Here is a 22,213-nt window from a genome sequence, read left to right on the forward strand (position 1 = left end):
CACTTTCTTTTTGGGTTAAGGGGAGTGAGGAGGGGATAAACCTTTTTCTTTGGGGGAAATAGGTTAAAATACAAAAAACAATGAGGTCAGGAATAATGAAAAAACAGAGAAAAAAACCAAAAACCAAAAAACTAGATAATGATTTGCAATGGAGCTATGCTGATAGAAGGGCTTATGAGAAAGCAAAGAGAGAAAAGGAAAAAGGAGAAACTTTAACTTTAGAACAAGTCAAACAAGAGCTAGGCTTATAACAATCATTTTTTGCTACAATCCCCCTTTATTTCAAACCCATAAAAGAGTATCCAAAATGAAAAAAAATATCTATGACTATACCCTCAAAGAATTAGAAAAAATGTTTTCTCCTAGCTTTCGAGCAAAGCAGATTTATCATTGGCTTTATGTGAGATATGAGGAGGATTTTTCCAAAATGCAAAATCTTCCCAAAGCTTTGCAAGTGGAGTTGAGTGAAAACTATTGTGCTGAAAATCTCACAATTGCTACGATTGAAAATAGCGTTGATGAGAGTAGAAAATATCTATTTCGGACAAAAGAGGGTCTAAGTTTTGAGAGTGTGTTTATCAAAATGCGAGATAAGAAAGTCGATGAAAATGGCAAGATTATTGAGGGAGAGAAATACACCTTTTGTCTATCCTCTCAAGTGGGGTGTAAGGTGGGGTGTGCGTTTTGCTCCACTGCCAAAGGAGGGTTTGTAAGGAATCTAAGTGCAGGAGAGATTGTTGAGCAAGTTGTAAGGCTAAAAAAAGACAACGCCCTAGCTCCTGAGAAGCGAGTCAATATCGTTTATATGGGAATGGGAGAGCCACTAGATAATCTTGAAAATGTCAGCAAAGCTATCTCAATCATTTCTGAACTCAATGGGCTTTCTATTTCAGCACGACGACAGACGATTTCTACAAGTGGGATTGCTCCCAAAATCAAAAAACTAGGAGAGATGGATTTGGGTGTGCAGTTGGCAATCTCACTTCACGCAGTCGATGATGAGCTAAGAAGCAAACTTATCCCTATGAACAAAGCCTACAATATCGAAGCTGTGCTAGAGGCTGTGAGGGGATTCCCTGTGGATACAAGAAAGCGAGTGATGTTTGAATATCTTGTGATAAAAGATCTCAATGATGATTTGGCAAGTGCCAAGAAACTTCTCAAACTCCTTGAGGGAATCAAATCAAAAGTCAATCTCATTCTTTTCAATCCTCACGAAGAGAGCGAGTTTGAACGCCCAAGTATGGAGAAAGTCAAAGCGTTTGCTGATTATTTGGTGCAGAGGGGGTTGCTATGCACGATTAGAGAATCAAAGGGATTGGATATTTCAGCAGCGTGTGGGCAACTTAGAGAGAAAGAAAAGAGAAAAAATGTTTCATATGAAACAAAAGGAAATTGATATGGAAATCGTTGATGTGATTTTGCTTGTGATTTTGGCAGTGGTTGTCGTGGTGGGTGGAGCAATGTTTTTGAAATATTTCAAATAAGGGGAAAGAATGCTAGTGCATATTTGTTGCAGTGTGGATAGCCATTATTTCCTTAGTGAGCTAAAAAAACTCTATCCTGATGAGGAGATGATAGGATTTTTCTACAATCCCAATATCCACCCACGCTCAGAGCACGACTTACGATTGCTTGATGTGAAGAGAAGCTGTGAAATGCTAGGAGTGAAGCTAATTGAAGGGAAATATGATGATGAGGTGTGGAGTGAAGAAGTAAGAGGACTAGAAGATGAGCCAGAGAAAGGGGCAAGGTGTAATGTGTGCTTTGATGTAAGATTGATTGAGAGTGCAAAACTAGCCAAAAGTTTGGGGGAGCAAGTCTTTACTACCACCTTGCTTTCTTCTCCGATGAAAACTCAAGACATTCTCTTCTCTCAAGGGGAGAAAATCGCTCAAGATTTTGGACTAGATTTTGTCAAGATTGATGTAAGAAGTCAAGGAGGAACGCAAAGACAAAATGAGCTAAGCAAAAAAGACAATCTCTATCGCCAAAATTATTGTGGGTGCAAATTTGCCTTGCAAAAGCAGAGAGAAAAGCAGGGGAGATTCCCCCTTGAATTTATCTCTCCTATTCATAAGCAAGTGATGAAGGGGAGCATTGAGTATCGCAATGAGGTTTTTGCCAAACGAGATAGGCTAGAGCGTGAGGGGAAGCCTTATGTCCTCATTCAGCAAAGACAACTGATTTGGCGATGTTTATTTGCTAGGCTTGAAGTCTTTGGAGAGAGTATCAAAAGCTATGTGATTACCCACTCTCAAAGCAAAAGCAATATTAGACTAGGCTCACCCTCTTGGATTCGCCCAAAAAATCTTCCACTTTTAGATGGGAAGCTAGGAATTAGCAAAAGAGATGATACTTTGCTTCTCACACTTCAAGCCTTCAATGAGCTTTTGGGTTTGCATTACAAAAGCCTAGAAGATTTGCTTTCCTCTCCCCCACCTTATGATTTGGAACTAAGCTTGAGGGAGAAAATCGGATTCCCTCAATCTCTTTGCCCCATTTTTGTAGTAGAGAGAGAGTGGAGTGAGGATATGCGAGTAAATCTTCAAAGCATTTTCCAAGAAGAAGCAGTTTTTGAAGTGTTAGAAGTTTAGTTTTGGTAAAATGATAAGTTTATGTAAAAAGTTTGTTTTAAGAGGAATAAGCCAATGATGGATGTCAATATTATCAAGAAAATCTTGCCACATCGCTATCCGATGTTGCTTGTAGATCGTGTAGTGGAGCTAAAGCCCAATGAGAGCATTGAGGCTTACAAAAATGTAACAATCAATGAAGAAGTTTTTTTGGGACATTTCCCCAAACAACCCATTTACCCAGGAGTAATGATAATTGAGGGAATGGCACAAGCAGGGGGACTTTTGGCATTTATGAGTATGTTTGGAGAGGACTACTCTGTGGCAGAAAATAAAATCGTATATTTTATGACGATTGACAAAGTGAAGTTTAGAACCCCTGTTGTGCCGGGAGATAGGCTAGTGTATAAAGTGAGTGTGATCAAAAACAAAGGAGCAGTTTGGCAAATGGAAGCCAAAGCCTATGTCGATGATAAGCTTGTGAGTGAAGCTGAACTCAAAGCGATGATTGCTGATGTGGAGAAATAAAATGATTGCTTCAAGTGCAAAGATAGCCAAAACAGCCATTATCGCTGAGGGGGCAAAGATAGGGGAGAATGTAGAGATTGGTGAGTATTGTATCATTGGGGAAAATGTAGAGATTGCTGAGGGGAGCAAAGTCGCTCATCATGCTTGTATTGAGGGTTATACAAAGATAGGGAAAAACAACAAGATTTTCTCCTATGCCGCTGTGGGAATCCCCCCTCAAGATCTCAAATTTGCTGGAGAAAAAACTGAGCTAGTTATCGGAGATAATAACCTTATCCGAGAATTCACTACCCTAAACCCTGGCACTGAAGGTGGAGGGGGAGTTACAAGGATTGGAAATGGCAATCTTTTGATGGCGTATGTGCATGTGGCTCACGATTGTATTATTGGCAATAATTGTATCTTGGCAAATGGGGCGACTTTGGCAGGACATATTGAGCTAGGTAATTATGTCAATGTCGGAGGACTCACACCCATTCATCAGTTTTGCAAAGTCGGAGATGGAGCAATGGTAGCAGGAGCTTCAGCACTCTCTCAAGATATCCCTCCTTATTGTATGGCAGAGGGAAATCGTGCAATCATTCGTGGGCTAAATCGCCATAGAATGCGATTGCTTTTCTCTCACGAAGATGTTGATAGCATTTCAGCACTCTATAAAGTGCTTTTCTCACGCACTGCTCCTATCAAAGAACTTGCCCAAAGTGAGCTAGAGAAAAATCCAAATGATTTGCATACTCAAAACATTTGCAACTTTATTTTAAGCTCCACGCGTGGAATCCCATTGAAAAAAGGAAGTGGCAATGAATGAAATCTGCACTTGTAGTTTTTGTGGAAAAGAATATCCACGAAACTTGATGATTGTCAGTGATGAGAGCATTTCTCATCAAAACGCAAAAATCTGTCTAAACTGCATTTCTGCAATCAATCGCTTGGTTGATTTGGAGGGAGTGGAGCAAAGAGAGGAGAGTGAAGAATCTCTCTCACATCTCCCCACACCCAAAGAGCTAAAAGACGCTTTAGATGAATATGTTATCGGACAAGATGAGGCAAAAAAGACTTTGAGCGTGGCTGTATATAATCACTACAAAAGAATCTATCGAGAGGATTACAAAGGAGAGTTTGAAGATGTGGAAGTGAGCAAAAGCAATGTGCTTTTTATCGGTCCCACAGGAAGTGGAAAAACTCTAATGGCTCAAACTTTGGCTAAGACTTTGGGTGTGCCTATTGCAATCTCTGATGCTACTTCTTTGACTGAGGCAGGATATGTGGGAGAAGATGTAGAAAATATCCTTACAAGACTTCTTCAAGCCTCTGAGGGCGATGTGGAGAAGGCTCAGAAGGGAATCGTGTTTATTGATGAGGTGGATAAAATCTCACGACTATCTGAAAATCGAAGCATTACAAGAGATGTTTCAGGAGAAGGGGTGCAACAAGCATTGCTAAAAATCATCGAGGGAAGCCTAGTCAATATCCCCCCCAAAGGAGGAAGGAAGCACCCTCATCAAGAGTTTATCCAAATTGATACAAGCAATATTTTGTTTTTGTGTGGTGGAGCATTTGATGGGCTTCAAGAGATTATCAAACGCCGACTTGGAGGCAATACTTTGGGATTCAACCACGAGAAAAACAACAAAGACGATAGCTATGTTTTGCATTTTGTAGAGCCTGAAGATTTGGTCTCTTATGGGCTTATTCCTGAGCTTATCGGACGATTGCCTGTGATTACAACCCTTGATGAAATCACCCAAGAGGCAATGGTAGAAATCCTTACAAAGCCCAAAAACTCTCTTATCAAGCAGTATCAAAAACTCTTTGATATGGATGAGGTGAAGCTTAGCTTTGAAGAGGGGGCATTAAGTGAGATTGCAAGATTGGCAATTGCTAGAAAGACAGGGGCTAGAGGGCTTAGAAGTATTCTAGAAGAAGTGCTAAATCCTTTGATGTTTGACCTACCCTCACTCAAAGGCAAAACAATCACAATCACTCAAGAAGACATTGCAAAAAACAAAGGAGAAAGAAAATGATTTTAGATCGCTTTATTGGAATTTTTTCACACGACATTGCCATAGATTTGGGGACAGCCAACACCGTAGTTTCAGCCAAAGGGCAAGGAATCATCATCAATGAGCCTAGTATCATTGCTGTGCAAAATGATCGCTATGGTGCTAGAGGAAAGCTCCTAGCTGTGGGAAATTCAGCCAAAGAAATGGTAGGGAAAACACCAGGGAGTATCTATGCTATTCGTCCGATGAAAGATGGGGTGATTGCAGATTTTGATATGACAGAGAAGATGATTCGCTACTTTGTAGAAAAAGCTCACAAAAGAAAATCCCTAATGCGTCCAAGGATTATGGTGTGTGTGCCTTATGGACTTACAGGGGTAGAGAGAAAAGCAGTTAGAGAATCAGCAATGAGTGCAGGAGCTAGAGAAGTCTTCCTAATTGAGGAGCCAATGGCAGCAGCTATTGGGGCAGGATTGCCTGTGCGTGAGCCACAAGGAAGCTTAGTTGTAGATATTGGTGGAGGGACAACTGAGATTGGTGTGATTTCTCTAGGTGGGCTTGTGATTGCCAAATCTTTGAGAGTGGCAGGAGATAAGCTAGATACAGCGATTGTGGATTATGTGAGGGCAAACTATAATCTCTATATCGGAGAGAGGACAGGGGAAGAGATCAAAATCGCAATCGGAGCAGCAGTGCCACTAGATAAACCTCTCAAAATGAAAGTGAAAGGAAAAGATCAAGTCAGCGGACTTCTTAGCACCATTGAACTTACAAGCGAAGATGTGCGAGAAGCGATAAAATCTCAACTCAAAGAAATCGGCAATGCCCTCAAAAGCGTTTTGGAATCGATGCCACCAGATTTGGCAGGGGATATTGTAGAAAATGGTGTAGTGCTTACAGGTGGAGGAGCGTTGATTCGAGGACTTGATAAATATCTCTCTGAACTTGTCAAACTCCCTGTATATGTCGCAGAAGAGCCACTGCTTTGCGTTGCCAAAGGGACAAGCCGAGCAATGGAGGAAATGGATCTTTTGGAGCAATTAAGCTTTGAGCAATGAGAGGCAAAACATTTTTTTTGATTGTCTTTCTTTTGGTGGGGGGTGTAATCTTTTTTAAAATTGATCATTCATTGCGAGAGGGGGTGCTAGGCTTAGGAGATAGTATCAAAGGAGCAGTCTTTGACACCAAAGAGTGGATAGGAGAAACCTATGACAAATACTTCAACCAAGCCCAAAGTATCGAAGAGCTTAATGAAAAGCTAAAAGACTATCAAAGACTTCAGCTCCAAAACATAGAGCTCAAAGATGAGCTTAATCGCCTTACGCTTTTTTATGGAATGCCCCAAATTTACCCCTCATACACCACTACAATCCGAGCAATCTCTTATTATGAGTTTGGAAACTATGAGAGAGTATGGCTTGAGGGCTTTGAGGGAGAGAAAAACAAAGTTTATGGATTGATCGTGCAAGGCAATGTGGTGGGGATTGCAAGAGAGGAGAGTGAGGGGAGAATGATGGGCTATCTCAATGGCGATTTTCTCTGCTCTTATGGAGTGTTTATCGGAGAGGGCAAGGCTTTGGGGATAGTCAAGGGGGAGAATGGAGGGGTGTTGATTGATTATATCCCTCTAGGAAGTGAAATCAAAGTGGGGGATAAGGTGGTAACCAATGGAATGGATAATATCTTTTTTGAGAACATTCCTGTGGGGGAAGTGGTGAGAGTAGAGAGAGGGAGTGGATATATCCAAGCCGTGCTAAAGCCTTATGTGGATAAGGTGGATTTGGGGTATTTATGGTTATTAGATAGGAGTAAAAATGTTAAAACAGCGATTTCAAACTAAAAGCGAGATAGAGAGATTCCTTCAAGAACTCTCAAATTATGAGATTTCTCAAACCCAAGAGTTATATAAAAACTCTCCTCAAGAATATGTCGATTTTGCCCTCTCTTTGCGTCAAAGCATTTTGCAAAATATCCTCAAAAATGGCGATGTGGGAAGCACTCAATATCTTTTGCTCTATCTTCTCTTTGCTCCACTGCAAGGACAAATCCCCCAAGAAGAGGGACTGGAGCCTTTCCTTAAGACAGCAAAAAGTCATTTTCTCTCTCAAGGTTTAGGAGAGTTTGAGAATCTAATGCTCCTAGAGCTTGAAGTGCTTTGCCTACTTCTCAACGCCCAAAGCAATGAGGCAATCAAGCGATATATTCAAGGCATTAGCCATTTTAATATCCACTTCAAAAACGCAGGAGTTTCAGCTGAATTTATCCGCACCTATTTTCCCAAAATGCAAATCTCTATGGAGCTATTTTTGGAATCCATAAGCGAGATTTTGGGAAGTGAGTATTATTGCTCTCTCTCCTTTGAAATGCGACGCTCTATCCTCAACTGGCAACTTCATTGCTTTTGGAATGTGCCAAGCTTTTTCAATCATCGCTCTTGGCTCTCTCTCTATCCATTATGGAGGGAGTTATTTTATCTCCACCTCAAAGAGGGCAGTGTGGGAGCGATGGAGCACGCAGTATATATGCAATTTTTTATCTATCATATGTGTGGCAATAGCTTCTCTTCTCAAGAGCAGTGGAGGGAGTTTAGCACTGAGATTGATGAAGTTGCCTCAAAGCACTATGAGAGCTTTGCTACTTCCCAATCCCTCCCCAAGCCTACCCCAAACCCTCAAGGCAAAATCACAATCGCCCTTCTTAGGGATAGAATCGTAGAAAACTCACCTTATAAAGTCGAATACAGCCTTTTAAAGCAACTTTTGAGCAATGAAGCATTCAAAGAAAAATACACAATCAAAATCTATCTGATGAGTTTGCTAGAAAAAAGTGAAAATAGCCCAAGTGCAATGCAAAACTATAAAAATCTAGGGATTGAAATCTTTGATGTGGGGGAGTATTGCAATGCTAGGGGATTTTATAACTCACATTTACAAAAAGCAATGCTACTTAGAGAAGCGATGATACAAGATAGTGTCCAAATCTTGCTCTCCCCCAACAATGGCTATGGAATCAGCGATTTTCTTATTGCCTCTAATGTTGCATCAAGCCAAGTCTTTTGGTCGCATGGAAACTTTGTCTATAATGTGCCAAACCTCACTAATAGGATCACCCATATCTGTGGCAATGAAACTTCTTTGGTGCGTGAGGGCTATGAGTTTGTAGGAATCCCTGTGGTAATGGATAATGCCTTTTATAATCCCCCTATCTCTCCTGAACTCATCGCTCAAACTAGGGCGAAATTCCCTCAAGATAAACTCATTTTAGGCACGATAGGGCGACTAACCAAAATCGATAGTCTGCCTTATCTCTCAATGCTAGTGAGGATTATGAAAGCCTTCCCACAAAGCATTTATCTAGCCTGTGGGAGTGGAAATGTAGAAGAGATCAAGCAAAAGCTTCAGAGCATTCTAGGGGAAGAGTATGAGAGCTTTATGCAAGAGAGGTTTTTCTTCTGTGGGTATGTCAATAATGTAATTTTTGGACACATTATTGACTTTTGGCCTGATAGTTTCCCAATGGAGCAAGGGGAGAGTAGGATTGAATATGTTGCCAAAGGCAAACTCTCTTTAGTGCTTGTCAAAGACCCTAGCAAAGTGCAAAAAGAGTGGATTACAATGGCTGTTGATGAAGAAGACTACTATCAAAAAGCCCTCCATTTGCTCTCTTTGAGTGAGGAGCAAAAAAGAGAAGTGATAGAAAATATCCAAGCAGGACTTTCTCGCTACAACCAAAGAAGAGAAGAGTTAGGGGTGGATTCGATGATGAGGTTTTTACAATCTTTATGCAAAAACTCCTAATCCTCACAGCCTCCAACCCTGCTTCCAACCCTCGCCCAAGGCGTATGATTGACTGCCTTAAGGAGCATTATGAGCTTTATGCTATGGGGATAGGGAGTGAGGAGATTGAGGGAGTGCAAGTCTTTAGCTTCCCCTCTTATACTAAACGCACAAAAGCTCAAGAGCTAGGATTATATCTCCAAGTCTTTCTCTCACGCTGGGATAAACTCATTTGGACAAAAAATCGTCTTGAAATCGTGCCATTTTTGCAACAGCATTGCTTTGATTTCATCATCTGCTTTGATTTGCCCTTGCTCCCTATCGCACTAAAGTATAAAAAGAGTGCCAAAGTCATTTTTGACGCTCAAGAGTATTTCCCTCTATGGCTGACTTCAAGTCTTAGGTGGAGGGTGCTATTTCAGAGGTTTAATCACTTTTTGTGCAAAACCTATCTGCCAAAGTGTGATTGTGTGCTTAGTGTCTCTCCTAGCTTTGTAGAGAAATACGCCCAAAACTATGGTATCTCCCCTCATCTCTATCTCTCTCTTCCCTACTATTATGATCTCCCCCCTAAGCCTTGCAGTGAGAAAAATATCAAGATTCTCTATCACGGCTCACTCTCTAGCAATCGTGGGATAGACAAAGTCATAGAGCTTATGGACTATCTGCCCTCAAATTTCTCGCTTGACTTGATACTAGTAGGGGGAGAGAGGGCATATAGGGAGAAAATCCTAGCCCTCATCAAAGAGAGCCAAAAGAGGGGCAATCACATCTCCCTCCTTCCTCCTGTGCCATTCTCTCAAATCATTCCTTTTGGCAATAACTATGACATAGGGCTCTATCTTATGCCCCCAAACACCTACAATCTCCTAGCCACTATCCCCAATAAGTTTTTTGAATACATCGGCTCAAGCCTTGCTCTAGCTATCACGCCAAACACAGATCTTGTCCCCATACTCAAAGAGTGGAATCTAGGGATAGTGAGTGAGGACTTTACCCCCCAAACCCTAGCCAAAGCCCTAAGAGAGCTAAGTGTGGAGCAAATAGACTCTTATAAACTTGCCTCCTATCACGCTCATCAAACCCTCAACAACGCCAAAAACCAAGAGCTTATCCTCTCTCTCCTCTCTTCCCTCTAAGATTTTAGCCCTGCACCTTTTGCATTTCTTGATAAGTGGGCTTGAAAATCTCTTCAATCAACCCCTGCACCTTTTGGCAGATTTTGAGAGATTTGGTGCTTTTGAAATTTTCTAGCAAAACTTTCCCTAGCAAAAAATACAACTTGCTTTTTTCTTGATTGAAAATCTCTTCATCATCATAGATTTTCTTTCCTTGAGGTTTGGCAAGGAGTGAAGAGCAGGTGAATTGAGCCAAATCATACTTTTTGTAATACTCCTCATAAGCCTCTTGAGAGATTTTGTGCGTAAATCTTGCTTTGACAATGATTGCAGATTTGGAAACTTGAAAAAACTCTGCAAGTTCCCAAAAAATCTCCTCTACCTCCACCTCTTGATGAATCTCCCATTGACAATCAAACTCATCTTTGGGGATAAGAAACTCTCCTGCCACCATATTGCACCAAAAATCTGAAGAAAAACGATTAAATTTCTCTTTGCCAATTTTTTTCCCTACAAATTGGTGTTCCACCAAAAGTGCCACCAAAAAATAAATCAAAGTAAAAATTTTTCCCTTCTCCAAATCTCCCCCATCAAGGATAATGATAGGCACATAGGGGTGATAATGACAAGCCCCCTTGATAGGGGAATGCTGATAGCGTTGAGATTGGCAATCACTCTCCTCAACGATGATTCTATTGGCACTTAGATTGAATTTGAGTTGTTTGAGGGAAATCCCACAATGATACCCCGTGATTTTTTGAATCACCCCCAAAAGACTTTTGATCTCATCAACATTGTAATCCAGATTTTCCAAAAATAGACAATCCCCTCTATATCGGTGTTCTATCTTTTTGACTTGCTCTTGGATACGATTTTGTGCAAAGGTGCAAAAATCCTCATCAAACTCTTTTCTACGATACCTAATCGTATCTGTCCTTGTCTCATAGCTATTAAAATTGATTTTCCTATGCATCACGCCCTCCGACTTGATAGTGGGTGGAATTGTAGAAACAAAATATTAAGAAAAGGTAACAAGATATTTTTAAGAAAACTATTGCATTACCTAACGATTTTCATTTATCAAGCATTATCTTTTGGGCAAATTATTTTAAGTTTCTCCACTCTCTTCTTATCTTTTTTCAAAATTTTTTATCAAATCTTTTATACTTATCGTTTTACTTTCACTTTTGAGGTTTTTATGCAAGACTTTTACTTTCTCTCAAACAATCTTTTCACCACCTACACCCTCCAAGAAGAGTTTCCTAGACTTTATGACTTCAAGCAAGACATCTCAGCTCCATTTTCTTCAATCCAAGCCCTCTATGATGAGAAGCGATTTATTAGTCAAAACGAACACCAATTTGAAGATGACTTTATCCACCAAGTTTTGCAAATCCTTGGTTGGCACACCATACGCCAAGAAGAGAAAATTATCCAAGGCAAGTTAGAAAAGCCTGACTTCCTCCTCTTCTCCTCTCAAGAAGCCAAAGAGGGCTATATGTCTATCCCCAAACCCTCTCGCCCTTCTTCCAATGCCTACATCAGCGTGATTTTAGAATCCAAAGCCTACAATGTCCCCATAGACAACAAAAAAGTCAAAGACAACCCCCACTTTCAAATTTTGCGTTATCTTAGCAACCTTAAACTTGATTTTGGATTCCTCACAAATGGGAGGGTTTGGAGATTTTATGACAACTCAAAACTCTCAAGCCAAAAGATTTTCTATGAAATCAATCTTGAAGCCATTATCCAAAGAGGCGATATAGAGGCATTCAAGTATTTTTACTACATTTTCAACGCCCAAAACTTCTCCTCCACCCCTAGCACCCAAGAGCCTATCCAAACCCTTTTCTCCCAAAACTCCACAGCCAAAACCAAAATCGAAGATGACTTAAAATCACTCATTTATGGAATCAATGGGCGTGATTCTATCTTTGAGAAAATCGGCTCTTGCCTCTATGCCAAAAACCCCTCTCTCCCCCTAGATGAAGTCTATCAAAACTCAATTTACTTCATCTTCCGCCTTCTCTTCATCGCCTATTTTGAAGACAAATTCTCTCCCCTCCTAGAGAAACACACCTACTACAACGACTACATCTCTATCCAAAACCTCCTCTCTATCGCCTCAAAAAACCCTGACAAATACGACGCCCTAGCCAAACTCAACTGGATTTTCTCTATCTTTGACAAAGGAGAGCCAAACTATGATATGCCCATTTTCAATGGTGGGCTATTTGACACCACCCACGCTCAAGCCCTCAATACCCCCAAACTCTTCACAAACCTTGAGCTTTATGAGATTCTTCACGCACTTTTTTATATCACTTTGGAGGGAAGAGAGTATAGAAGAGATTACAAAACCCTCTCTATCACGCATTTGGGGACGATTTATGAAGGATTATTGTCCTATTTTTTTGAAGTTGCACAAGAAGACACCTACTACCTCCTCTACTCTGAGGGCAAGTCCAAAAGTATAGAAGGCTACTTTGATAGCTATGACTTTGCCCTCCTTAGCAAAAAGCACAAAATCACCAAACAAACCTTCTACCCCAAAGGAGAGCTATATCTCAAAAACACTAGCAACTCTAGAAAAAGCACAGCAAGTTTCTACACCCCCACATCTCTGACTTCCTACCTCACCACCCACGCCCTAGAAATCACAGATGACAATATCCTAGATTACAAAATCCTTGATAATGCCTGTGGAAGCGGACATTTCCTTATCCAAGCCCTCAACACTATCACAGAGCATATCATCACCCACTTTGATTCTTTCCCAAGTTTCAAAGCCCTCTATGAGAGAGAAGCCCAATCTATCCAATCCAACACTTCAGCCTACATCAAAGACTATGAAGTCGATGAGAGCGACATCATCAAACGCCTTTTGCTTAAGCGTATGATTTATGGAATCGACTTAAACCCCTTCAGTGTGGAGCTAACCAAACTCTCTTTGTGGATTGATAGCTTCATCTTTGGCACGCCCCTAAGCTTCATCGAACACCACATCAAGTGTGGCAATGCCCTTGTAGGCTCAAGTATTGAGGAGTTTAAGAGCTTTTATCAAAGCAAAACTACTCAAGATCTTTTCTACCAAGACTTTATGAGCTATTTTGATTCTCTCTCTGAAGTTCTTCCCAAACTCAACGCCCTCAAAGACACCACAGAAGAAGAGATCAAGCAAAGCAAAGCCCTCTACTCTCAAGAAATCTCCCCCAAGCTCCAAGCCCTCTGTCTTGCCCTTGATTTCCTCACAGCTCAAAGCTTTTTTACCCCTGAGGAGAGGATAAACTTCAAAGGCAAAGAACTAGACTTTATCCAAGGGATTATCACCCCTAGCCAAGAGTTTGAAGAGCTCAAACCCACCATTGTATCTCTAAGCCAAAAGTATCGATTCTTCCACTATGAAGTGGCTTTCCCTGAAGTCTTTAGCTCTCATAGAAAAGGCTTTGATTGTATCATCGGAAATCCGCCGTGGGATAAGACAAAGTTTAGTGATGATGACTTTTTCCCTCAGTTTGTCAGCGATTATCGCACCAAAAAGAATAGTGAGAAAAAGACACTTAAACTCGACATACTCTCCAAACCCTATATCAAATCCCTCTATGATAGACAAAAGTCCTATATTGAGGCTCTAAACTCCTACTACAAAGCCCACTATCCCCTCAATCGTGGCAGTGGAGATGGCAATCTTTTTAGATTTTTTGTCGAGCGTAACCTCTCTTTGCTCTCTCCTCACGCCTCTCTCAACTATGTCTTGCCAAGTGCATTGATGTATGAGGAGGGAAGTCTAGCACTGAGAAGCTATATCCTCAAAGAAAAAACGCTCAAGTATTTTTATAGCTTTGAAAATCGTGAGGGAATCTTCCCTGATATTGATTCACGATACAAATTTGCTCTAATGCAAATCCTCTCCTGCCCCCCCCCCCTATCAGCCTATACAATCCAAACAATGTCCTATCTCACAGAGGCAGATTCTCTCTATACCCAAAAGCCTCTCTCCCTCACTCTCCAAGACCTTACCACCCTCTCTCCTACCCAACTCTCTCTGCCTGAAGTTAGAAGTGAAGACACTCTAAAAATCCTTCTCCACCTCTACTCCTCTTTCTCTCCCCTCTCTTTGGAGTGGTTAGATTTCCGTAGAGAGCTTGATATGACAATGGATAAAGACTTGTTTATAGAATCAAGCCAAGAGGGGCTAATCCCCCTTTATGAGGGCAAGATGATTCATCAAAATGATTGTGAGTTTGCTCCACCAAAGTATTTTCTTGATCCCTTAAGTTTTGATGAACGACTATCGAGCAAAGAGCTTTATCGCCTCAAGCAAGATATAGAAATGAGTGAGAAAGAGTTTGCAGATTTTTGCTCCAAACGCACTCTTGTTCCCCTAGAGCTTATCGCTTATGATAGGGAGTTTATCCGCTTAGGATTTAGGGGTGTGGCAAGTGATACCAATGAACGCACAGCGATTTTTTCACTTCTCCCTATGGGGTGTGGAGTGGGGAATAGTATGTATGCAAATATCCCAAAATATTATAAAAAGATAGAAGAGAAGATAGAGATTGAGAGTGTGCAGATAGAGAAGATTTTGTTTGCTCTAGGGGTATTTAACGCCATTGTAGTGGATTTTGTGGTGCGAAGTATGGTGCAAATCAACTTTAATAAGATTTATTTAGAGCGTATCCCATTCCCTCAACCCACAGCAGAGGAGATCCGCAACTCTTCTCTCTACACCACTATTGCACGCAATGCCCTAGCCCTTCAACTCTACAATGACAAAAGCGGACATTTCCAAGTCCTCTCTTCTCTCTTTGGCTCGGAGGATTGGGTGCAGATAGGAGAGTATCAAGGGTGCTATGGGCTAGGAGGAGAGAGCCTCTCAATCCCTCAAAGTGAGAAATCCTACCTCACCCTCAAAGCCACCAACGACATTCTCATCGCCAAACTCTATGGGATAGACAAAGAAGAGTTTTACACTATCCTCTCTACATTCAAAGTCCTCTCCACCAAACAACCTCATTATATTGAGTTGCTTAAGGGGTTGTGGGAGAATATTGATATATAGAATGCATTTTTACTCAAATTTTTACAATTTTTTGCAAAAAATACGATAAAAATACATAAAAAACAAAGAGGAAAAAATGATTGTTCAATTCAAAGTCAAAAATTATCGCTCTATTTCCACAGAGCAAATCCTAAGTTTTCTAGCCCAATCCCAAGATTCTCATCATAAGGGAAACACCATTGCCACTCCTTTTGGTGATGTGCTGAAATCTATTGCAATTTATGGGGCAAACGCAAGTGGTAAGAGTAATGTGCTAAAAGCCTTAAATGTGTTTTGCGAAGTAGTGGCAAAGAGTGTGGAAATTGATTCTTTGCTTCCAAGTTTTCCTTTTGCATTTGCTCAAAATACAGAACCCACAGAATTAGAGTTGATTTTTATAGTGGGCAAAAAACTCTATCGCTATGGTTTTGCTTTTGACACCAAGGCAATCATAGAAGAGTGGTTATTTGTAACAAGCCCTACCACACAAAGAGAGAGCGAGATTTTTTATCGCGTATTTGATGAGGGAAAGTATCACTATAAGTATGGCAGGAGTTTTAAGGGAGAAAAAAAAGTATTTGAAGAAAGGACAAGAGCAAACTCGCTGTTTTTGAGTAAATGTGCCTTTGAAAATCAAGAGCTGATGAGAGAGTTGTTTTTGTATATCAAAGATAAGGTTTTTTTCTTGATTCAAGGCTATCGATATTTTTTTAAAGACTTTTCAGATACTAGATTCCTCCAAAAGCAAGAAAAATTTCTTAAGGACGCTGGAATTGAGTTTGATACACTTTTATTAGAGAGCAATCAGCAAGTTACGATGAGTGCTATGGGAGAAGTGGCAAAAGCTCATACCAATGAGCCCATCTATTCTTTCTTGAAAAAAGGAAAAAGATTTTATATGGAGGACGAATCTGAAGGAAGCACACAGCTTTTGGCAATGTCAGCACCATTGATTAAGACAATCGAGAGTGGGGGGATAATTATTGTTGATGAGCTTGAGAAGAGTCTGCACCCTTTGATTGTTGAGCAGATTGTTAAGCAATTTCACGACAACAATAAAGCACAGATTTTATTTACTACGCATAACACCACAATTCTTAAGAGTTCAATTTTTTGCAAAGATCAGATTTATTTTACAGAAAAAAATGACTATGCTACAGAATTGTATTCTCTACTTGAGTTTAAGGGGATTAGAAGTGAGGATAATTATGAAAAAAAATATCTTGCAGGAAATTATGGAGCTTTGCCAATTTTGAGAGATTTTGAGTTGGGGGATGAGAATGGGGAAAGATGATTTATTCAAAAAGCGTAAAGCTAGTAGTTTAAAACAAAGAAGAATAGAAACCAAGAATGAGCGAGAATCACTTTGGATAATTTGTGAGGGAAAAAGTGAGCGGAATTATTTGGAGAATTTATATCCCAAAAAATTCCGTTTTCATTTCTCTGCATGTTTGGGTGCAATTAAAAGCAAGATTGCAGAAGAAAGTGAGGCAAAAACTATTTTTGTATTGCTTGATGGGGATATACACAAGGATAGGGATATTGAAAATTTCCGTGATTATTGTAAAGCATATGCCAATACAACAGTGATTGTCAATTCCCCATGCTTTGAATATTGGTTGCTTTTGCACTTTGAGGAGACCACAAAACCTTTTATTGGAAACAATCAAGGGAAAACAAAAGGTAGCGAATGTGTGAGATATTTTAAAGATATTTTGAAGAAAAGTGGTTACACATACAAAAAGGGATTTTTGGATAAAAAACTCCTTCAAACACTTCAGGAGTCACAACAACAGGCACTGATCCGTGCAAAGAAAACAAACAAAGACACAGGCTCTTATACTGAGATGTATAGGTTATTTGAGGGGTTGAAAACCCCTTAGTTTTACCCCCACAACTCAAAAATCCTTTTTATCTCTTCTTCGCTTTTATTATTTGCTAGGCAGAGAGCTAGGAGGATTCGTGCTTTTGGAGGGGTGAGGGAGAGTGAGGGGATAAATCTATCAGCCACCACTCTGCCTTGTGCCACTCGCGTGGAGATGACGATAGCCACTCCGCTCTCTCTCAAACGCTCTAATTTGTCTAAAAGTTTGCTAGGGATACTTCCTGCTCCACTTCCTATCACTACCACACCCCTCACGCCCTCACTCAATGCAAAGTCTTCAATCCCTGCATAAGTATAGATACACTCCACCTTTGGCAATGCATTTGGGAGGGGGAGAGTGATTTTGCTTTTGGGGTCGTGGTTGGGGTAGTATTTGCCATCTAGCACATAGCCTAGAGGGTAGGGAGAAGAGAAGGCGTTGAGGTTGTGGGTGTGGGATTTTTGTACTAAAGAGTCAAAGACATAGTCATTGTTTAGCACATATACCCCTGCTTTGGCTTGAGTGGCGAGGGAGAGGGCATTGCATAGATTTTTGCTCCCATCGCTTCCTATGGCATTGCTTGGACGCATTGCCCCCACAAGCACGATAGGGATTTGAGGGTTTAGCACCAAAGAGAGGAAAAACACGCTCTCTTCCATACTATCTGTGCCGTGTGTGATGACTACTCCATCATATCCCTTTGCCTCCTCAATCGCTCTAGTGAGCCTCTGCCAAATAGAGAAATCCATATCCACGCTATCAATCTGAGCGATTTCTTGATAGTCTAGCTCTAGCTCTTGGTTGGGGAGAGATTGAAGTAAGGATTGGATAGGGAGTTGTGCGGGTTGATAGATAGAGGAAGTCGCCTCATTGGGGGCGATCCCTGCGATAGTCCCTCCTGTGGAGAGGAGGAGGATTTTACTTGGCATTAGGAGTGAAAAGCTCTTTGCCATCAAGCTTGAAATCTTTGATAGCTTTCTGTCCGCTCTTTCCTGTAATCCAATTGATAAATGCCAAAGCACCTTTGTAATCAGTATTTTTGCATCGGCTTGGATTGACTGCCATTACAGAGTAGAAGTTTTTGAGTGCATCATCTCCTTGGATGAGAATCACAAGTCCTTTTTTACCTTTGAGTGCACTCTCATACTTGATAAATGTTCCACGATCTGTGAGTGTGATTGCCTTTTGCTCACTAGCGATATTGATAGTAGCTAGCATTCCTTGCCCACTCTCTCTATACCATTTATCATCTTTGCTAGGCACACCACCCTCCAAGCTCTTCCAAATCCCTACCTCTTTGTTGTGAGTCCCACTCTTATCTCCTCTTGAGATAAATGGAATCTTATTGGCCTTGATATAAGCAAACGCATCTTTGAGGCTTTTGCCCTTCAAAGCATTGAGATAGCTCTCATCACCGATGATGACAAAGTCGTTATACATTACAGCTTTTCTATCCACTCCATAGCCATCAGCGACATATTTTTCTTCTACTTTTGGAGAATGCACAAGCAATACACTCACATCGCAATTTTGTCCGAGTTTGAGGGCATTTCCTGTCCCTACACTCACCCACTGAAGCTCAATCCCTGTGTCTTTTTGGAATTTTGGTGCAAGCACATCAAGCAACCCTGTATTGTCCGTGCTTGTGGTTGTCGCCATTTTGAGCGTCTGTGCAAACATTAGGCTTGAAAAAACTCCTGCCATTAGCAAACATTTTCTTAGCATTTTATGCTCCTTACTTAGATGAATTTGATAAGCCATTATTTTACATAAAATTTTTTCAAACACAAAAAGTATTGATTCAAAAAGTTCTATTTTTTCTATAATTACCTAAGAAGTTTTATTAAGTTTGAGGAAAAAAATTGCGTTTGATTCATCAAAATGGACATTATACTCTTACAGAGGGTGAGGAATTTATCTTTAATTTTCTCAATCAAACTTTGCCCTTAGATTATGAGATTTATATCCAGCCCAATCTACAAGGCAATCGCCCTGATATGATTGTCTTTCACAAAGAGCAGGGAATCTTTGTCATTGAAGTGAAGGATTGGAAGCTAGAGAAGTATTATAAAAAAGATGGAGCATTTTTCAAATACCACAATCAAGGCTATATTCAAGTTGCAAATCCTGCCTTGCAGATTGAGAGATATCGATTTGTTTGTGAAAATGTTTTTGAAAACACTCCTATTGTCTGCATTGGTTATTTTCATAATGCTCCCTCATCTGAAGTCCAAGCCTTGCTTCAAAGTAACAAGATTAGCTTCTTTGGTTTTGATAATTTTAAAGATATGAAAAGAGCCATTTTGCAAACTCCAAACAAACAGATTGATGGGGTTGGGAGAATCAAAGAGATACTTAGCCCTCCCTTACATAAAAAAGAGTATGGAGAAGATATCAAACTCACCCCTCAACAAAAAGAGCTTATCACCCATACGCCAAAATCTTGGAAAAGGGTGAGAGGGGTGGCAGGAGCAGGGAAAACGATTGTCATCACTCAAAAAGCAGGAAGCATCGCTTCTCACCAAAAGAGAGTGTTGCTTGTGTGCTATAACAAAACTCTCAAATCCTATATCAAAGAAAATATTGATAAAACAAGACAAGATTTTGACTGGAATCTCATCGAATGCTATCACTTTCACGAATTTTTGAAAATCTTTGCAGATGAGAATGGAATAAGTGTCAAAAACAATCGAGGATTTGAAGAGTATGAAAGAGAGCTTTTAAGACAAGCACAGGCTTTGATTCAAGTAGGAGTAAATGCAAAATCAAGACAATATGATGCCATTTTGATAGATGAGGCACAGGATTTCAAAAAAGAATGGTTTGACTTTCTTTTGAATTTTTTGAGTGAGAATGATGAGGTTTTGCTTGTAGCTGATGATAAGCAAAACATTTATGATAGAGAAATCTCTTGGATCAATGAAAGTATGGCAGGGTATGGCTATAAGTTTAAGGGTGTGTGGGGGATTCTCAAAGATAATATCCGACAAAGGAAGTTTCCTGAAGTGATTGAGGCATCAAATCGCTTTTATGATTTGTTTTTGAAGGACTACTTGCAATCTCATCCTGATAAAAACTTTGGGGCGTCTATTAGGTGTGAAAATATCCAAAAACCCAATATTGTAAAAAGGCTTTTTGCTAGTGTGGAGCTATTTTGGGAAAATACTCAAAATATCCAAGAGAGTTTTGTGGGGGTTTATAAATTTTTATTAACTCAAGGGTATCGTGATAAGGATATTGTCATCTTGGTATCAACGCGTCAGAGTGGGACAAATCTAAAAGAGTTTTTGGATAAAGAAGGTATCAATTCTCAAACTTTCTTTGATAGCAAAAGCAAAGAGGATTTTATGCAAAAGGGAGAAAAGCTAAAGATTGTTACAATCCATAGTTTTAAGGGGCTTGAAAATGGTGTCGTGGTTTTTATCAGTGAGGGCAAGGAAGATATTTTGGGGGATTTTGAAACCTATGTGGCAATCACTAGAGCCACAGAGTGTCTAGTAGTCTTAAATCGAAAAGAAAAGTATCAAGAATACAGCAAAGGTTGGAAAAAGTGCCTTTAAAATCGATAAAATCCTTTTTGACTCAAAAATCTCATAACTAGAGAAGCACAATGGATTTCATACTCAATGGCTTTTATGAAGCATTTTTATTGCTTTATCATCTTGATGGGGAGACAACAAACGCGATTTACAACACGATTCTCACCTCAAGCATTTCTATTTTTATCGGCACACTTTTGGGGCTTCCTGCGGGGTTTGTGCTTGGGTATTTTGATTTTTGGGGGAAGAGGACGATTAAGCTCATTTGCGATACCCTCCTAGCTTTCCCCACGGTGGTGGTAGGGCTTGTGGTGTATGCCTTTATCAGCTCTCAAGGACCTTTGGGGGAGTATGGACTGCTCTTTAGCAATGAGGGGGTAATCATCGGACAAACCCTTTTGGCTCTGCCTATCATCATCTCCCTCTCTTCTTCAGTGGTGGAGAATATGGACAAACGCCTCTCCCTCACGCTTCGCTCTTTTGCACTCAGTAAAACTCAGATGATTATTACCACACTTTGGGAGCTAAGACACTCGCTTCTAAGCGTTGTCATCACAGCATATGCAAGGATTGTGAGTGAGATAGGAATCGCGATGATGATAGGGGGAAATATCAAGTGGCACACTCGCACAATCACCACTGCCATATCTCTTGAGACAAACAAAGGTGAGTTTGCCCTAGCGATTGCTCTAGGGCTTGTGCTTGTAGTCATCGCACTTTTTATCAATCTTGCCCTCTCATTCCTCAAAAGGAGAAGCAAATGATTCTCTACAAACTTAGCAATATCACTCAACGCTATCATCAAAAAGTAGTGCTAGATTTCAAGTCTTTGGAAATCTCAGAGGGGGAAATCATCGGAATCAGTGGCAAAAATGGGAGTGGCAAAAGCACTTTGCTTAGACTTCTAGCATTTTTGGAAACTCCAAGTGAGGGGGAAATCTTCTATCGTGGAGAGAGAGTGAGTGCAAGCGATGAGGTGGCAATCTTGCTCCCTGAAGTCTATCTGCTCTCTCGCTCTGTGAGGGCAAACCTAGAGTATATGTTTAAGATTCGCAAAAAATCCCCCTCAATAGAGAAAATCAAAGAAGTAATGGAGCTTGTGGGGCTAGAGAGTGAGAAGTTTTTGCATAGAGAACACTATGAGCTAAGCAGTGGGGAGAGGCAGAGGGTAGGACTAGCTCAAAGGCTTTTGCTAGAGCCAAGGGTTTTGCTCCTTGATGAGCCCACAAATAGCCTAGATAGTGCAGGGACAGAGGCATTTTCCAAAGCCATAGAGTGGGTGCATCATCACTTCAATACCTGTGTCATCACAATCTCACATGATAAAAAATGGCTAGATAGCAACTCCAATCGCCGACTGAAACTCCATTTTGGCTCACTCATCACCCAAAATGATGCCAATCTCTTCTCGCATAATTGGAGTGAAACGCACAATGGAGAGAAGTTTTATGAGTTTGGAAATGGAGAGGTGCTTTTGCTCCCCAACTCTAGGCAGATTGACAGAAGAGAGGGGATAGTCATCACTCAAGATCATCTCTTGCTTGAGCCTAAAGTGGGGCAAAGCTTTGAGGGAGAAATCATCGGCATAAGGCTAGAGCCTAAAGAGAAAAAAGAGCTAATGCTAGAGTTAAAACTAGGAGATGAAATCCTCAAAAAACTTATCCCTCTAGAGCAAGCCTCAGAGTATAAAATCTTTCAGAAAATCAGAATCGGATTTGATGTGGAGGGGATTTTGAGGGTGAATTAAGACTTTAAGATTTTTAGCAA

At 40.5% G+C, this 22,213-nt stretch carries 19 protein-coding genes; 16 read left to right on the forward strand and 3 right to left on the reverse strand.

Annotated features, from left to right (window positions below; translation table 11 throughout):
• Nucleotides 1-95: 95 nt before the first annotated feature.
• From CQA58_RS08180 to CQA58_RS01245, 10 genes are all read left to right on the forward strand, one after another.
• Nucleotides 96-251, forward strand: coding sequence for a hypothetical protein (locus tag CQA58_RS08180; protein ID WP_170126710.1), 156 nt, complete (start codon nt 96-98; stop codon nt 249-251).
• 56 nt (nt 252-307) lie between these two features.
• Nucleotides 308-1,399, forward strand: coding sequence for a dual-specificity RNA methyltransferase RlmN (gene rlmN / locus CQA58_RS01205; RefSeq protein ID WP_115568893.1), 1,092 nt, complete (start codon nt 308-310; stop codon nt 1,397-1,399).
• Nucleotides 1,400-1,496: 97 nt separating this feature from the next.
• Nucleotides 1,497-2,597 carry an epoxyqueuosine reductase QueH gene (locus CQA58_RS01210; RefSeq protein WP_115568894.1) on the forward strand — a complete coding sequence of 367 codons (1,101 nt, stop codon included), beginning with the start codon at nt 1,497-1,499 and terminating at the stop codon, nt 2,595-2,597.
• 54 nt (nt 2,598-2,651) lie between these two features.
• Nucleotides 2,652-3,104, forward strand: a complete 453-nt coding sequence (fabZ, locus tag CQA58_RS01215; protein ID WP_115568895.1) for a 3-hydroxyacyl-ACP dehydratase FabZ — start codon at nt 2,652-2,654, stop codon at nt 3,102-3,104.
• A 1-nt stretch (nt 3,105) separates the two neighbouring features.
• Nucleotides 3,106-3,912, forward strand: a complete 807-nt coding sequence (gene lpxA / locus CQA58_RS01220; RefSeq protein WP_245942732.1) for an acyl-ACP--UDP-N-acetylglucosamine O-acyltransferase — start codon at nt 3,106-3,108, stop codon at nt 3,910-3,912.
• Complete coding sequence (gene clpX, locus CQA58_RS01225; RefSeq protein WP_115568897.1) at nt 3,905-5,128, forward strand: ATP-dependent protease ATP-binding subunit ClpX; 1,224 nt, start codon at nt 3,905-3,907, stop codon at nt 5,126-5,128. Before lpxA ends, clpX begins: the two co-directional genes overlap by 8 nt.
• Nucleotides 5,125-6,165, forward strand: a complete 1,041-nt coding sequence (locus CQA58_RS01230; RefSeq protein WP_115568898.1) for a rod shape-determining protein — start codon at nt 5,125-5,127, stop codon at nt 6,163-6,165. Before clpX ends, CQA58_RS01230 begins: the two co-directional genes overlap by 4 nt.
• On the forward strand, nt 6,162-6,947 hold the full coding sequence (gene mreC / locus CQA58_RS01235; protein ID WP_115568899.1) for a rod shape-determining protein MreC: 786 nt from the start codon (nt 6,162-6,164) through the stop codon (nt 6,945-6,947). Before CQA58_RS01230 ends, mreC begins: the two co-directional genes overlap by 4 nt.
• Nucleotides 6,922-8,904, forward strand: coding sequence for a glycosyltransferase family protein (locus tag CQA58_RS01240; protein WP_115568900.1), 1,983 nt, complete (start codon nt 6,922-6,924; stop codon nt 8,902-8,904). Before mreC ends, CQA58_RS01240 begins: the two co-directional genes overlap by 26 nt.
• Nucleotides 8,889-10,022: a glycosyltransferase family protein gene (locus CQA58_RS01245; RefSeq protein ID WP_115568901.1), complete on the forward strand. Its 1,134-nt coding sequence runs from the start codon at nt 8,889-8,891 to the stop codon at nt 10,020-10,022. The genes CQA58_RS01240 and CQA58_RS01245 overlap by 16 nt, the downstream gene beginning before the upstream one ends.
• Nucleotides 10,023-10,026: 4 nt before the next feature.
• Here CQA58_RS01245 and CQA58_RS01250 read toward each other — a convergent pair whose 3' ends face one another.
• Entirely contained in the window at nt 10,027-10,974 is a 948-nt protein-coding gene (locus CQA58_RS01250) for an ImmA/IrrE family metallo-endopeptidase (RefSeq protein WP_115568902.1), read from the reverse strand.
• Nucleotides 10,975-11,199: 225 nt separating this feature from the next.
• Here CQA58_RS01250 and CQA58_RS01255 point away from each other — a divergent pair, with 225 nt between their 5' ends.
• From CQA58_RS01255 to CQA58_RS01265, 3 genes are all read left to right on the forward strand, one after another.
• Nucleotides 11,200-15,063: an Eco57I restriction-modification methylase domain-containing protein gene (locus tag CQA58_RS01255; protein ID WP_115569085.1), complete on the forward strand. Its 3,864-nt coding sequence runs from the start codon at nt 11,200-11,202 to the stop codon at nt 15,061-15,063.
• 76 nt (nt 15,064-15,139) lie between these two features.
• Complete coding sequence (locus CQA58_RS01260) at nt 15,140-16,336, forward strand: AAA family ATPase (RefSeq protein WP_115568903.1); 1,197 nt, start codon at nt 15,140-15,142, stop codon at nt 16,334-16,336.
• Nucleotides 16,323-16,925, forward strand: a complete 603-nt coding sequence (locus CQA58_RS01265; protein ID WP_281269994.1) for an RloB family protein — start codon at nt 16,323-16,325, stop codon at nt 16,923-16,925. The genes CQA58_RS01260 and CQA58_RS01265 overlap by 14 nt, the downstream gene beginning before the upstream one ends.
• Before the next feature lie 2 nt (nt 16,926-16,927).
• Here the strand turns inward: CQA58_RS01265 and CQA58_RS01270 are convergent, their stop codons facing one another.
• Together CQA58_RS01270 and tupA are read right to left on the reverse strand one after the other, a co-directional pair.
• Complete coding sequence (locus CQA58_RS01270) at nt 16,928-17,860, reverse strand: asparaginase (protein ID WP_115568905.1); 933 nt, start codon at nt 17,858-17,860, stop codon at nt 16,928-16,930.
• Nucleotides 17,826-18,632 (reverse strand): tungstate ABC transporter substrate-binding protein TupA, encoded by an 807-nt coding sequence (gene tupA / locus CQA58_RS01275; protein WP_115568906.1) that lies wholly within the window; start codon nt 18,630-18,632, stop codon nt 17,826-17,828. The genes CQA58_RS01270 and tupA overlap by 35 nt, the downstream gene beginning before the upstream one ends.
• Nucleotides 18,633-18,769: 137 nt before the next feature.
• Between tupA and CQA58_RS01280 the strand changes: the two genes are divergently transcribed.
• The 3 genes from CQA58_RS01280 to CQA58_RS01290 are packed head-to-tail and all read left to right on the forward strand — an operon-like array spanning nt 18,770 to nt 22,193.
• Nucleotides 18,770-20,467, forward strand: a complete 1,698-nt coding sequence (locus CQA58_RS01280) for a nuclease-related domain-containing DEAD/DEAH box helicase (protein ID WP_115568907.1) — start codon at nt 18,770-18,772, stop codon at nt 20,465-20,467.
• Between the two features lie 50 nt (nt 20,468-20,517).
• Nucleotides 20,518-21,210, forward strand: a complete 693-nt coding sequence (gene tupB, locus CQA58_RS01285; RefSeq protein ID WP_115568908.1) for a tungstate ABC transporter permease TupB — start codon at nt 20,518-20,520, stop codon at nt 21,208-21,210.
• Complete coding sequence (locus tag CQA58_RS01290) at nt 21,207-22,193, forward strand: ABC transporter ATP-binding protein (protein ID WP_115568909.1); 987 nt, start codon at nt 21,207-21,209, stop codon at nt 22,191-22,193. The genes tupB and CQA58_RS01290 overlap by 4 nt, the downstream gene beginning before the upstream one ends.
• Nucleotides 22,194-22,213: the final 20 nt, after the last annotated feature.

The sequence above is a fragment of the Helicobacter brantae genome (assembly GCF_003364205.1).
GTDB classification, from domain to species: Bacteria; Campylobacterota; Campylobacteria; order Campylobacterales; family Helicobacteraceae; genus Helicobacter_G; species Helicobacter_G brantae.